This window comes from Paenibacillus cymbidii (assembly GCF_004764705.1).
Classification (GTDB): domain Bacteria; phylum Bacillota; class Bacilli; order Paenibacillales; family NBRC-103111; genus Paenibacillus_AN; species Paenibacillus_AN cymbidii.
The window spans coordinates 51,897-66,543 of record NZ_SHLX01000012.1; the positions used below are offsets into that span (position 1 = coordinate 51,897).

Here is a 14,647-nt window from a genome sequence, read left to right on the forward strand (position 1 = left end):
TGAACGAGATGAACGCGGCAAATGACAGGGACGGGTTGAGCGGCATGAACGATATGAATGGGCAAAAGGTTTTTCGCGGGGTCAAATGGAAATTTCCCGAGGCGTTCAAGGTCGACGCCGAGCCTGCGGCGTGGCCGCTTGCAAGCTTGCCGGACGATCATGTGCTGATTCGCACGGCCGTCAGTCTGATCAGTCCGGGCACCGAGCTGGCGTTGTTCACCGGCACGCACGTCGAGCTGCCGAATCCGGCCAACCGCTGGGCGAAGCTGCCGTTCTTTCCGGGTTACGCCTCGGTTGGCGAGGTGATCGCCGCAGGCAGGAGCGTATGCGGGATCACAGCCGGAATGCGGGTGCTGGCGACAGGCCATCATGCGACGTACGATTGCATTCCGTATGCGGAGCAACATGTAGTGCCGCTGCCAAACGAAGCGATTGCGAAGCATGTCTTGTTCGCCAAGCTGGCCGAAATCGCGACCGCCTCCACGGTCCAGGCCCGCATTGCCCCAGGTCACCTTGTTGTGGTATTTGGTTTGGGGCTAATCGGCAACTTGGCCGCGCAGCTGTTTGCGTTGCAAGGGGCGCGGGTGATCGGGGTAGACGTCGTCGAGCGCCGGGTTGCGGCTGCGCGGGATGTTGGAATCGAACGGACGGTTCATTCGACCGGGATGACGGAGGAGGAGCTCGCTGCCCATATCGGGGCGCTTGCCGGCGGCGAAGCGCCGCATGTCGTTGTCGAAGCGACGGGCAATCCCGCGCTTGTGACGCCTGCGCTGCAGCTTGTCCGCCCGCTCGGGCAAGTCATCTTGCTCGGCTCGCCTCGCGCTTCGGCGGAGATCGACCTTTACCGGCATATTCACAGCCGGGGCGTTTCGCTCATCGGCGCGCACAACCGCATCAAAGGCCTGGAAGGCGTACCGGCGGAGGCGCATACGTTGCGGTACGTGCTTGACCTGATCGTGCGGCGGCAGCTGGCGGTCGAGCCGCTGATCACGCACATGCTTTCCTGGACGGAAGCCGCTCGCGCCTACGAGCTGCTGCTTCACGACAAGGACAAGGCGATTGGCGTGCTGCTCGATTGGACTGACGCGTCGCGGCGATAAGCGAAGGATCGCCTGTCGGGCGGTTGAACATCGCGCCCGACAGGTGCCGCTGGCCGTTACCGCCCGACGGGATACATGAGATAGTCGTCGCTGTACAGATTCGCAAGCGATGAGTTTGTCGTCAAATACAAGCCGGACAAGGTCAGCGTGCCGGGTTCGTCGACCGCGTAGTAGCCGGAGAGCTGCGTCCACTGAGCGTCGTTGATCGTGCCGCTGAGCACGGTGCGGTAAACGGTCGCTCCGTTCACGGTAAATTTGGCCAGCAGCTTGGCGGTATCGGTGCCGCTGGCGAGTTTGGCCCACACCGATACATAGTACAGCGTATGGTTCGTCAAAGGGACATTCTGGATCATCGCCGAATAGGTGGCCGTTCTGCCCGATACTTTACCGCCGTACGCACCGCTGTGAAAGACGCCGGAATCGGCCGCGATGCTCGACGAAATAGCGGTCCACCCGCTCGTTCCGTTCTCGAACGAAGCGTTGGCAAACACATTCGCCAGCGGTTCAAGCGCGACTTCATCGACGCCAAGGCTGGCCGTTGTCGAAGTCGTACGCACAAGCAGCTCCGCGCTTGCGATCGGTCCCGCCTCGCTGAACGTATACGTGCCGCGGATCGGCGTCCACGCGGACGAGGAGAGCGCCGCGAAAGCGAGCGTACGGTAGTAAGTCGCGCCGTTTACGGTCACTTTGGCCACCAGCTCGCCCGTATCCGTGCCCGATGCGAGTTTGGCCCAGGCGGATACGGTATATGTCATGCCGTTCACCAGCGTGACGGGCTGCGAGAGACCGGCATTCGCCGACGCTCTTGCGGTAACCAACGCGGATGCAAGCCCGCTCGTGCGGTCCGCCGTGTTCGCGGCGACGGTTGCGCTCACGCCGGACCAGAAGAGCGCGCCGCTTTCGAAGCCGGGGTTGATCAGCGGCTGCAGTGAGCGGTTCACCGCCATGTCGTCCGTGTACAGATCCGCCGTCGAGGACGCCGTCTGAAAATAGACGGTCGCGCTGTCGATCGGGCCGCTCTCGGCGAACGTATAGGTGCCTTTCAGCTGCCGCCAGGAGTTGGACGGCACCGCAGCCGTGGCGATGTCGCGATAATACGTCGTGCCGCCTACGACGACGGCTGCCGTCAGCTTGACGGTGTCCGTTCCCGAGCCGAGCCGCGACCAGCCGGAAAAATCGTACGTTTGCCCGTTTTTCAGCGTCACGCTTTGCCGCAGGGACGATGTCGGGCCGCTCCGGCTTGTCGCCTTCCCGCCGTATACGCCGCTATGAACGACGGCCGAATCGCGCGCCAACGTCGCACCGGACGCCGTCCAGGAGCCGCTCCCCGATTCGAAGCCGCCGTTCGTCAGCAGCCCGCCCGTCTCCCGGAACGAGAAATCGTCAATGTACAGATCGGCTGTCGAGGAGTAGGTCAGTACGAAGAGTTGCGCATTCGTTACGGGACCGGCTTCTAGAATCGTGTAAGTGCCGCTCAATTCGTTGAAGCCCGCGCTGCCGATCGTGTTTTCCGCCAGCATGCGGGTCACCGTGTTGCCGCCGACCGTGTAGGAGATGCCGAGCCGGGCCCAGTCCGCTCCGCTGGCCAGCTTCGCCCATGCGGTCGCGCGGTACGTTCTGCCGTTCACGACCTGGACGTTCTGCCGCAGTCCCGCCCATGCGGCGATGCGTGCGGACGACTTGCCGGAATAGCTGCCGCTGCGCTTGTTCGCGGTATCGCGCGAATACGAGGCGCCAGCCGTGGTCCAGTCGGCCGTATTCAGCTCGAAGCCGCCGTTGTTCAGCAGCGAATACAGATCCGGATTGAACAAATCCGGGGCGACGCCGGCATCGTCCATGTAGACGGCATCGGGTCCGCTCGTCGTTTTGGCGACGGTAACGACGGCGCTCGTATCCGCGGTCCCGGTCGCGAACCGGACTTGCTGCCGCAACCAGGTGCCGCCGGTATCTGCCACCGACAGCTCCTGATCCGGCAAGCTCGTTCCGCTTACGCGGAGTTGGCCGGTTGCTCCCGCGTTCACTCGCATCCATACGCCGAACGTATAGGCGGTGGACGGCATCAGGCCGGTTACGGTTTGGGACAAGCTGCTGGCGTCGCCGTCGAAGCGCAGAGCGATGGATCCGGTATGCGTCGTGCTGTACGGATTGCGGAAGCCGTCGGGCAGCATGATCGACAATTCCTGGGTGCCGGTACCTGCGGCTGTCCAGCCCGTCATCGTGCCGGATTCGAAGCCACCGTTCGCGAGCGTGTTGCGGTATGGCGCGACGATGCTCGTAAACGCCGGATCGGGCGGATTCGCGAAATCGCGGCCGGCGGTCCAGCTTGCCGCACCTTGTTCGTCCGCGCCGATATCGGGCGCCTGGCCGGTGTAGCCGTCCGTTATGCCCGGAACGACGACGCCGGCATCCGTGCCGCCGGCCGGATCGTTGGCCAGCCATTTCGATTCCTTGCTGAGCCTGGCCGATACGTCGCCCTTGTTGTTGGCAATCAGCGTGCCCCATTGATCGTCGGGGAAAATGACCGCGTAACCGCCGCCGACGCTGCCGTCGTTATTGGCGACGATGTTGTACTCGCCGGGCACGTTGAGGAAAATGCCATAGGATTCGGCCGGCAGGTTATACACCTTGTTGCGGAAGACAAGGAAATTGTGCGTGCCGTTGTCGAGATAGATGCCGTGTCCGTGTCGGGGCGCCAGATTGTCGTGCACCAAGTTGTGATCGACTTGCGTGCCTTCTCCGTCCGTCCACGGTCCGTACATGATGCCGAGATCTTCGGTCAAATAGCCGGCGTAGCCGAAGTCGTTGTACTGGATCCGGCTGTTGCGGCCCCAGCCGGTCGTGATGCTGCGTCCTGCGTGCTGGGCCGTGTTATGGCTGACCAAGGTGCCCTCGCTTCGCGAGCTGAAGCGGATGCAGGCGTCGCCGGTGCCGTTGTAATTGCAGTCGATGAATTCATTGTTCACCAGCCTGTTGTCCGTGCCGTCGACATAGACGCCGTTGCCCGAGCTGTTCGCGATGCGGCTGTTGCGGATCGTATTGCGTTCCCCGCCGAAGTAAATGCCCGCGAATGTTTCGGAAACGTAATACGAGGTCAGCTTGGCGTCGTGCGAGATATAGGTCGCATCGATGCCGTCGAGCACGGTGTCCGTCGCATTCGCGCCGGCTTCGCTGTAGGCGGTGCCGGTGACGGTCCAGTGCGAAAGGGCGGTGTCCTCGAAGCTGCCGTCGGGAACCAGATTGCTGCCGACGGCGTCGATGATCCCGAAGCCGTCCCCGTAGGCAGCTCCGCCGCCGCTGTCCTTGGTCATGTAAATGTCCGCGCTCGTGTTGCTGCCGGTCGTGAACCGGAGCTGGAACACGTGCCGATAATTTTGCCTTGTCGTATACGTTTGTTCGCTGCCGCCGTAATTGGCGACGCCAACACGCACCTGCTCGCCGTCCGTGGCGGCGATGATGCCGGAGAACATATAGCTCGTGTACGGCTGGAGGCCGTACACCGTTTGCGCAAGCGTGCTTCCTTGACCCGCGATGACGGCGCGGCGGTCTCCGTCGTGCCGGGTGGAAGTGTTGATCGTTGCGGCGAACAGGCCGATGCGTTCGAACGTGACGAAGGAGCTCCCGATCAGATCGATGCCGATCGACCGTCGTTTTACTTCCACCGTGCCGCCCGGATTGCCGCCTCCCGGCACCCACAGGTACAGCGACCCGGCGGCCTCGTCGTAATACCATTCGTTCGCTTCGTCCAGCAAGCCGAGCTTGCCGGACAAAAAGTATTGGCTCGTAAGCGGTGTTACGTCGTTTTGCGTGTCCGGCGAATAGGAATCGAACGAGATCGTATGATCGCTCGAAGCGGTGATGGTGCTGGTCCATGCGACGAAGCGGTAGTTGCCCGTCACCCACAGCCGCGCGCCGGTCAAATCGATGTTCGGCATGTTGGTATCGCGGATCGACGTTGCCGTCGTTCCCGTTCCGGTCGTCGCCGTTTGCGGCGCAACCAGCCTGCCCGGTCCGAAGTTGGGCCAGCGCGCTTCGTGGGCGAGAGCGCCGCCGACGAATACTTGGTTGCCGTCTGCCAATGCCATGGCGACATTGGTTTTATAAATATTCCCGCTATGCGACTGCCAGTTGTTCGGGACAAGATCGGCTCCGCTGATCGTCACGCTCTCGTCCTCGTAAGGCGCGAATACAATCGGTTCGGACGCCGTTCCCGATTGGGTGACATTTACGGTTTCCCGGTAAGTGCCGCCCCTGATGAGCACCGTGTCGCCGGGAGCCGTGACGTCGGCCGCATGCTGGATCGTGCGGAAAGGCGAGTCGAACGTGCCCGGATTGGAATCGCTTCCATTCGTCGCTACATAATAAGTCGCGCCAGCGGCCGAAGCCGGGGTGGCCGGTCCGATTGCCGGCATCATCGCCGCGAACAGCAAGAACACGATCCAGCCCGGCAACCGTTCCATCCATCGTTTGTTTTTTCGAGCGTTCTCCATATCATTTCGCCTCCCCTGACTTATGCGAGCGCGCATCCCGGCTGCGTGCGCACGAAGCCGGGATGGGGCGCTCCGCGTTTACTTTTTCGTTTTCCACTCCGCCAGCTGCTTGTTGATTTCGGCAATGACTTTGTCGACACCGGCGGCTTTCATCTTGTCCGTTTTTTGCTTCAGCGTCGTCGCTACGTCGGCCATCCCGTTCAGCAGAATCGGATTGAATTCCGAGTTTGCCGCATTGATTTGGGCGAGCTCGCTTTGCACCGGTGCCGGATTGAAGTTGAAGCTTACCAGCGGGTCGATGATCGAGCTGTCGTTAAGCTTCCTGGTTTGCTCCCAGACGTCGTCGGCCTGACCGGGGATCAGATAGCTGTTGAATACGCTGGCGATTTCCCAGTTCAGAATCGTGTAGCCGTCCTTCTTGGGTTCGATCCGGTTGGCCGACAGTTTCGTGTAATCCTGCCCCTCGATGCCGTTCACGAGCACATTATAAATTTCCTTGTCGGTAAGCAGCAGGTTGTACAGCATGACGGCGCGGTCCGGATTTTTCGACGTTTGGCTGACGGCGGTTACGGTCGACAGCACGGCCGCCTGATTGATCGTCGGCGTACCCGTGTCAAGCTGCATGAAGTCCCGTCCGTATTTGGCTTTCCACTCCGCTTCCGTGCCGGGCTTGCTGCGTCTGAACATGGCAAATATTTTGCCGGCTTTCAGCAGCTCGTCCTCGTTTTTGAGCGTGGCTACATCGGGCGGGAAGAAGCCCTTCTGGTTCCATTCGCGCATAAGGTCGTAGCGCGGCTTCATTTGGGAATCGTAATCGGCCATTACGGTCATCGTGGCCGGATCGATCATAAATCCGGCGACACTCGGATAATACTTGTTGAAGGTCGTCAGCGCGATATTGCCGTTGCGGGCGGGGTATACGCCGGGATTATTATCCTTCACCTTTTGCAGGATCGGCGTCAAATCTTCCAGGCTCTTCACTTTGCCGAGATCGATTCCGTGCTGCTTGACAATCTCGCTCTGGAAGGCGATCCCTTGACCGGTGGCCATAATTTGCAGGTTGGGAATGCCGTACGTTTTGCCGTTCGTCTTGAGCGCTTCCCAGATTTGCGGCGTATACATGTTTTTGATGGCGGGATACTGCTCGATGTAGGCGTCGAGCGGCAAGTAGGCGCCTTTGCTCACATTGTTCGCGAAGTTGTTCGACCAGGAAGCGGTGAACGCCAGATCGTACGCCTCGCCGGACGACATCACGAGCTTCATCTTGTCGTCGTAATCGCCGGGATTCAGAAATTTGAATTCGACCGTGGCGTTGATTTTGGCCTTGACCATTTCATTGAACTTCTGAATGACCGCCTGGTCATTCTGCGGCTTCGCCTGCCGCAAATACCAGACCAGCTGCACCGGCTTCAGCTCCGCCGGCTTCGGCGAGACGGTTGCGGCCGGGGCTGTCGCCGCGGCTGGCGAAGCTGCCGCTCCGCCGCCTGGTTTCGGCGACGCTCCTTCGTTCGTGGCCGACGAGCAGCCGGCGAGCAGAGCGGCGAACCCGACAATAGCGGCCAATGCCGTCGCCAACCTTCGTCCCCGCACCTTTTGTTTGTTCGTTTCCAATCCAACGACCTCCTCAGTGTGTACTTCTCTATTAAAACCGGAACAAGTTCCGATTCCAATAACGCCGTCATGTTTGCGAGCTTATTTAATGGCGCCGACCGTCATTCCTTTGGTGAAATACTTCTGGAAGAACGGGAAGACGAACAGAATCGGACCGATGACGATAACGGACATCGCCATCCGGATCGATTCCGACGGCAGCGGGGCCAATTGATCCGCACTGACGCCCATCTCCATGTTGCGCAGCACCTCCGCCATGTTGCGCAGCATGACCTGCAACAAATATTGCAGCGGATACAGCTTGTCGTCGTTGATGTACAGCAGCGCCGGAAACCACGAATTCCAGTATTGCAGCAGCTGCAGCAAACCGATCGTGGCGAGCACGGGAGCCGACAGCGGCACGATGATGCGCGCGTAAATCGTCCATTCGCCCGCGCCGTCGATCGTAGCGGCCTCGATCAGCTCCATCGGCAACTGCTGCAGGAACGTGCGCATGATCAGCAGAAACCAGACGCTGCCCATCAGCGGAATGATCAGCGCGGCATACGTGTTCTGCAGGTGCAAATAATTCGTCATCAGAATATAAGTCGGCACGAGGCCGCCGTGGAACAGCATCGTAAAAAACAGCAGGAAGGTGAGGAAACCGCGATAACGAAAGTCTCTGCGCGACAAGGCATAAGCGCACATGGAAACGATTGCGACCGATAACAGCGTACCGAGTACGGAGGAGAAGACCGTTACCCGATAGGCGCCCAGAATAACGTTCGGCTTCGCGAAAAGATGCCGATAGGCGGAGAAATCGAGATGAGCGGGAAGCAGTCGGTAGCCTTCGTTCGTAATGTCCGGCTCGTGCGACACCGATATGGCGATCAGGGACCAGACGGGCACGAGAAACAGGGCGCAGAGCACGATGAACAGCGTGTGGTTGGCAATTGCAAACAAGCCGATGCGGCGTGCGCCGTTCATGTTGTTTGCCTCCTTTTGGCTAAAATAGCGCATGCTCGGCATTGATTCTGCGCACCAGCGCATTGGCGCCGATGACCAGCGCGAATCCGACGACGGATTTTGCGAGGCCGGCCGCACTGGACATGCCGATATCGCCGCTGTTGATCAACGCGCGATAAATGTACGTATCGAGTACGTCGGTCGTCGAGCGGATCGTCGGCGAGTCCATCGGCAGCTGATAGAACAACCCGAAATCGGCGTCCATGATGTTGCCGATGGCGAGGATTATCAAAATCATCATGATCGGATACAGGAACGGAATGGAGATCAGACGCATCATTTGCCACCTGCCCGCGCCGTCGATGCGCGCCGCCTCATAGTAAGTCGGATCGATGCCGAGCAAGGCGGCGTAATAGATCATGCAGGCCATGCCGATTTCCTTCCATAAATTGGCCAGCGGAAAAACGAACGTCCAGGCGGCTGGCCGGTTGTACCAATCGAGGGCGGACAAGCCGAAGCTGTGCAGCCATTGATTCAGCAGTCCCGATACGGGATTCAGAAACGCGTAAGCCATGTACGCAACGACGACCCAAGATAGGAAATGGGGAAAAAATAAAATGCTTTGGTACGTTTTCAGCCATCTGCGACCTGTCATTTCGTAAAGCAGCAGCGCCAGCAGCACGGCGCAAATCGTGTTCAATGCGAGGAACGCGGCGTTGTACCCGACCGTATTTCGCAGCAGCCGTACCAGATCGGGCGATTCGACCAGAAAACGGAAATTGGCGAGGCCGACCCAGCCGCTGCCGAAAATGCCTTTGTTGTACTGGTACTGTTTGAAGGCGACGATTACGCCGGCCATCGGCACGTATTTGAAGAGCAGCGTGAACAATACCATGGGCAGAGCCAGCAGCAACAAAAAACGGTTTTTTGCCGCGCTCCCTCCTCTTGCGGTTTTCCCCCTTCCCGGCACTGTCGCCGTGCCTGTTCGCATCCTAGTCTCTCCAGCCGTCTGATCCACTTCAGCTCACCATTCCTTCCTATGCGGCAAGCTTACTGCCGGAGAAGTGCGGCCGGATAGGGTCAAAAAAAGCGGAAAAGTGCATAAAAAACGACGGCCCATCCCGCTTGTGGGGTCCAATATTTGCGCCAGGGTGCAAAATTAAATGAAATCGCACCATGCCGGCGGCTACCTGCTATAATGTGCTTACTATTCGACGGACGGGGGCGGCGGCGCATGTTCGCCAAACGGAGCGCTCACTATTTCAACAAGCTGTTTATCCGGATCACCTTTACGACGGCGCTGCTCGTTTCGGTGCTCACCGTGTTTCTGTACCTCAATTTCAAGTCGTACAGCCTCGAGCTGCTGGCGAAGGCGAACGGACAAATAATGAGCCAGACGTTCGAGAACGCCATGCAGCTAAGCGCCAGCGCCGTCCATTACACGTCGGCTTTCTACAGTCACCCGGCCGCGATCGAATTGATGCTGAAGGAATCCGTGCCTGAGGTGAACGCCGCAAGCGATTTGCGTGTTCTCGACCAGGCGCTGACGGCAGCGCCGCTGCTGTATTCGGCTTACTTGTACAACGGCACGACGCATACGATGTACCAGATCGGCGACAACGTCATTACGCGACCGTCCGCGTCGTTCTATGACCGGGACGCGTTGCCGCTGATCGAACGGCAGGGCGCGAACGCGCCGATTGCACCGATTCCGCGCAACCTGCCCGCAAGCGAGCTCAACCCGCAGCCTGTTCTCGTGTTCAGCTATATCGTCAAGGACAACTTCCCGGAAGGCGATACGCGCAGCGCGCTCGTCATCAACGTGAAGGTCGAATCGATCTTCAATACGCTATTGTCCGATGCCCGGCTCGAGCCGGGCGCTCATACGGCGCTGATCGTGCTGGACGCGAATGGGCGGGTCGTGGCGGGCTCGGACGATCGGCTGTTTCTGACCAATCAGGCCGGGACGCCATACATTGCCAAGGCGCTGCGCACTTCGGACAGCGGCGGCTACTTCTTTACGCGTGAGCCGGGCGAACAGTCGGTCGTTACCTTCTCGGCCAACGTAGACAGCGGCTGGAAGATGGTCGGCGTTACGCCGTATCGCGCGATTTCCGGTCCGATCAACAAAGTGAAAGCGATTACAGTGCTGATTGGCTCCGTCATGCTGCTCGTTTGCCTGGTATCGGCTTTTTTGCTCGCCCGCCACTTGTACCGGCCGATCGATCGGCTCCGCTCGACGGTAGGCCGGTTGACCGGGGCTGCCGCGCCGACGGACGGTCCGGACGAGTTCGAAACGATCTCGAGGTCGTTCCTCGCGGCGCACGACAAGCTGCTGCAGCTGGGCCAGTTCCGGAAGTCAAACCTGCAGGCGCTGAAGATGAACCTGCTCGCGGGCACCCTGAAGCGCAACGTTCCGGCCGACTGCAAGCAGCTGTTCGCCGATTATTCGATCGCGCTGGAGCCGGACGCGAGCTTGACGCTCGTCCTGTTCCGCATCGACCATTATCGGTCGCAGTTTTGCGCCAAATACGACGAACACGATCAAACGCTGATGAAGTATGCGCTGATGAACATCGCGGAGGAAATTGCCGGCAGCGGCGCTTGCGTCGACATGGGCGGCGACCACATCGTGCTGCTGTACGGCCGCAGCGAAACGCCGCAAGGCGATTCGGAACGGGAAGAGCGCGCATTATGGGGGGAGATACAGCGAAGCTTCATCGACTATTGTGCGGTGTCGGTTTCCGTCTTCGTCAGCGCGGCCGCCGCGGGCATTCGCGAAGCCAGCGCGCTCTACGAGGAAGCGCTGTCGCTGTCGCAATACCGCCTGCAGTACGGCCACGGCTGTTTGTTGTACGCTTCCGCGCTCGACAGGAACGAGCACCGCTTGCACAAGCTCGATTCCGCGCTGCTGGCCAAACTATCCGAAAGTATTCTCAGGGGACAGTACGAGGACATGACGGCGGTTTACGGGGAGCTTACGATGCCGCTTCGCGAGGTTTCCTGCAACGATGCGTTGGTTACCGTCTCGGCGATTGCGGTGGCGATCTTCCAGTCGTTATCGTCGATTGAGAAGCATGCCTCGACTGCCTTCGAGCTCGACTTTGCCTCATTCGACGGTCATGTCAAAAGTCTGGAGACGCTCGGCGACATGCATGACGAGTTCGATCGGCTGTTTCGTTTCATCGAAGGTCGGCGGCATCAGCGCAAGGACGAGCACAAGGCTTCGGTAATCCAGAGCGCGCAGGCGTATATTCGCCGCTATTACAAGGATAAATCGTTGTCGTCCGGTATGGTGGCCGACCATGTGAACATGTCGACCGCCTATTTGGGCAAGCTGTTTCGCGAGCATCTGTCTTTGTCGATCGCGGACGATTTGACCGCGGTCCGGCTGGAACGGGCTTGCGAGCTGCTTCGCGGCACATCGGCCACCATCGACGAAATCTTGATCGAGATCGGATGGGAGAACAAAAAATACTTTTTTACCGTGTTCAAAAAAACGCTCGGCTCGACGCCGACGGAGTACCGGTTGAAAACGAGTGCGGCGAACGAAGCGAGTCAAATCTAAACAGACAGCCGGGAATCCTTTCGGCTCCCCGGCTGTCCGTTTGTTGGCAAGATACCGCTTCTTTATGCCTTCTCCGCCATGATCTGGCGAAGCACCGTTTGCAGGATGCCGCCGTTGCGGTAGTAGTCGACGTCGACCATGCTGTCGAGACGGACGATCGCGTCGAATTCGAACGTCGAGCCGTCGGTGCGCGTCGCGGTGACGCGGACTTTTTCACCCGGCTGCACGGCGTTGTCGAGGCCGGCGATGTCGAACGTTTCGGTGCCGGTGATTCCGAGCGTTTTCCAGCCGAGGCCTTCCGGGAACTGCAGCGGCAGGACGCCCATGCCGACCAGGTTGCTGCGGTGGATGCGCTCGAAGCTTTCGGCGATGACCGCCTTCACGCCGAGCAGGAACGTGCCTTTGGCCGCCCAGTCGCGGGAGCTGCCCGTGCCGTACTCTTTGCCGGCGATGACGACAAGCGGCGTGTCGCTCGCTTGGTATTTCATCGATGCGTCGAATATCGACATTACTTCGCCGCTAGGCAGGTAGGTGGTAACGCCGCCTTCCGTACCCGGCGCCACCTGGTTGCGGATGCGGATGTTGGCGAACGTGCCGCGCATCATCACGTCATGGTGTCCGCGGCGGGAACCGTACGAGTTGAAGTCTTCCTTCTTCACGCCGTGCGAGATCAAATATTTGCCGCCCGGGCTGTCGGCCTTGATGTTGCCGGCAGGCGAGATGTGGTCGGTCGTGACCGAATCGCCCAGCAGCGCAAGCGTCTTGGCGCCGCGGATGTCGGCGATGTCGTCGAGTTCGGAGCCGAGGTCCTTGAAGAACGGCGGTTCGGCGATATAGGTCGACTTGTCGTCCCATTCGTACAGCTCGCCTTCCGGCACGTCGATCGCGTTCCAGCGCTCGTTGGCGCGGAAGACGTTGGCGTATTTGGCGCGGAACATGTCCGGACCGAGCGCGGAGCGGACGGCGTCGGCAACTTCCTGGTTGGACGGCCAAATGTCTTTCAAATAAACCGGCTTGTTCTCGCCGTCATAACCGATCGGATCGCTCGTCAGGTCGATGTCGACCGTGCCGGCCAGCGCATAGGCGACAACGAGCGGCGGCGAAGCCAGGTAGTTCGCTTTGACCTGCGCGTGCACGCGGCCTTCGAAGTTCCGATTGCCGGAGAGCACGGCGGCAACGGTCATGTCGTTGTCGGCGATCGCCTTGCTGACTTCGTCCGGCAGCGGGCCGCTATTGCCGATGCAAGTGGCGCAGCCGTAACCGGCGACGTAGAAGCCAAGCGCCTCAAGCGACGACAGCAGATCGGCTTTCACCAGGTAGTCGGTGACGACGAGCGAACCCGGAGTGAGGCTGCTCTTCACATAGGCCGGTTTCTTCAGGCCGCGCGCTACCGCCTTCTTGGCGACAAGACCGGCGCCGACCATAACGCTCGGGTTGGACGTGTTCGTGCAGGAAGTGATCGCCGCGATAACGACGGCGCCGTTCTTCATCGTGACGGAATCGCCGCTGTTGTATTTGACGACGACATTCTCGGCCAGCTTCTCGTCGGACAGGCCGTAGCCGCCCTTCTCGATCGGCGTGCGCACGATGGAGCTCCACGATTCTTTCATTGCCGTCAGCTCGACGCGGTCCTGCGGACGCTTCGGTCCTGCAAGGCTCGGCACGACAGTGGAGAGGTCAAGCTCGATCGTATCGGTGAACACCGGGTCCGGCGTTTCGTCGGTGCGGAACATGCCTTGCGCTTTGTAGTAGGATTCTACCAGCTCGATCTGCGCTTCTTCGCGTCCCGTGCCGCGCAGGTAGCGCAGCGTTTCCGCGTCGACCGGGAAGAAGCCGATCGTTGCGCCGTATTCCGGCGCCATGTTGGCGACCGTCGCGCGGTCGGCCAGGCTGATGTTGCTGAGGCCCGGGCCATAGAACTCGACGAACTTGCCGACAACGCCCTTCTTGCGCAAAATTTGCGTGATCGTCAGCGCCAGGTCGGTAGCGGTCGAACCTTCGGCAAGGCTGCCGGTCAGCTTGAAGCCGATGACGTCCGGCGTTACGAAATAAAGCGGCTGCCCGAGCATGCCGGCTTCCGCCTCGATGCCGCCGACGCCCCAGCCGACAACGCCGAGACCGTTGATCATCGTCGTATGCGAGTCGGTGCCGACCAGCGAATCCGGGTAAACTTGCGTTTCGCCGTCTGCGGTTTTGGTCGCGGCGACGGAGGCGAGGTATTCCAGATTGACCTGGTGCACGATGCCGGTTGCCGGAGGAACGGCGCGGAAGTTGTCGAATGCGGTTTGCGCCCAGCGCAGGAACCGGTAGCGTTCTTCGTTGCGTTCAAATTCGAGATCCATGTTGGTAGCCAGTGCGGTTTCGGTGCCGAAGGCGTCTACCATAACGGAGTGGTCGATGACGAGGTCAACCGGCACAAGCGGGTTGATCCGGTTCGGGTCGCCGCCGGCGCGTTTCATGGTCGCGCGCATCGCCGCGAGGTCGACGACGACCGGCACGCCGGTGAAGTCCTGCAGCACGATGCGGGCGGGGATGAACGGAATTTCCTTGTTGCTGTCGCGTCCTTCGGCCCAGCCGGCAATCTGCTTCACATGCTCGTTGGTGATGGCGCGTCCGTCGAATTGGCGAACGGCCGCCTCGAGCAGCACCTTAATCGAAAAAGGAAGCTTGGAAACGCCGCCGAAGCCGCGATCTTCCAGTCCTTTCAAGTCGAAATACGCATAGTCTTTCCCGCCGACCGTCAGTTGGCGTTTTACGGAAAAGTGGTCTTGCTTTGCCATACAGGCACTCCCCCTCGTCACTTGGTAGTAATCGTTCAAATAGCGAAATAAGCGGCAAATCCGTTCGTTGTTTCATTGCATGAAACTAAATTTCAAAATTTCATTACACATAGTATATCGCTTTCCGCCGATTCCGTAAACCCTCCAACGTTACAT

Annotated in this window: 7 protein-coding genes; 2 read left to right on the forward strand and 5 right to left on the reverse strand. The window is 59.9% G+C overall.

The features are described 5' to 3' along the window. The first annotated feature begins 8 nt into the window (after nt 1–8). Nucleotides 9–1,100, forward strand: coding sequence for a zinc-binding dehydrogenase (locus EXY20_RS17670; RefSeq protein WP_167859323.1), 1,092 nt, complete (start codon nt 9–11; stop codon nt 1,098–1,100). Nucleotides 1,101–1,156: 56 nt separating this feature from the next. Here the strand turns inward: EXY20_RS17670 and EXY20_RS17675 are convergent, their stop codons facing one another. From EXY20_RS17675 to EXY20_RS17690, 4 genes are all read right to left on the reverse strand, one after another. After that, nucleotides 1,157–5,587: a carbohydrate binding domain-containing protein gene (locus EXY20_RS17675; protein WP_167859324.1), complete on the reverse strand. Its 4,431-nt coding sequence runs from the start codon at nt 5,585–5,587 to the stop codon at nt 1,157–1,159. A 78-nt stretch (nt 5,588–5,665) separates the two neighbouring features. Beyond that, nucleotides 5,666–7,198, reverse strand: a complete 1,533-nt coding sequence (locus EXY20_RS17680) for an ABC transporter substrate-binding protein (protein WP_135553428.1) — start codon at nt 7,196–7,198, stop codon at nt 5,666–5,668. 81 nt (nt 7,199–7,279) lie between these two features. Then, nucleotides 7,280–8,164: a carbohydrate ABC transporter permease gene (locus EXY20_RS17685; protein WP_167859325.1), complete on the reverse strand. Its 885-nt coding sequence runs from the start codon at nt 8,162–8,164 to the stop codon at nt 7,280–7,282. A 19-nt stretch (nt 8,165–8,183) separates the two neighbouring features. After that, nucleotides 8,184–9,134, reverse strand: coding sequence for an ABC transporter permease (locus tag EXY20_RS17690; protein WP_135553430.1), 951 nt, complete (start codon nt 9,132–9,134; stop codon nt 8,184–8,186). Nucleotides 9,135–9,377: 243 nt separating this feature from the next. Between EXY20_RS17690 and EXY20_RS17695 the strand changes: the two genes are divergently transcribed. Next, nucleotides 9,378–11,711 carry a helix-turn-helix domain-containing protein gene (locus tag EXY20_RS17695; RefSeq protein ID WP_167859326.1) on the forward strand — a complete coding sequence of 778 codons (2,334 nt, stop codon included), beginning with the start codon at nt 9,378–9,380 and terminating at the stop codon, nt 11,709–11,711. 62 nt (nt 11,712–11,773) lie between these two features. On the opposite strand, the gene acnA is transcribed toward EXY20_RS17695, so the two are convergent. Further along, nucleotides 11,774–14,491 (reverse strand): aconitate hydratase AcnA, encoded by a 2,718-nt coding sequence (acnA, locus tag EXY20_RS17700; protein WP_135553432.1) that lies wholly within the window; start codon nt 14,489–14,491, stop codon nt 11,774–11,776. Between the last annotated feature and the right edge of the window lie 156 nt (nt 14,492–14,647).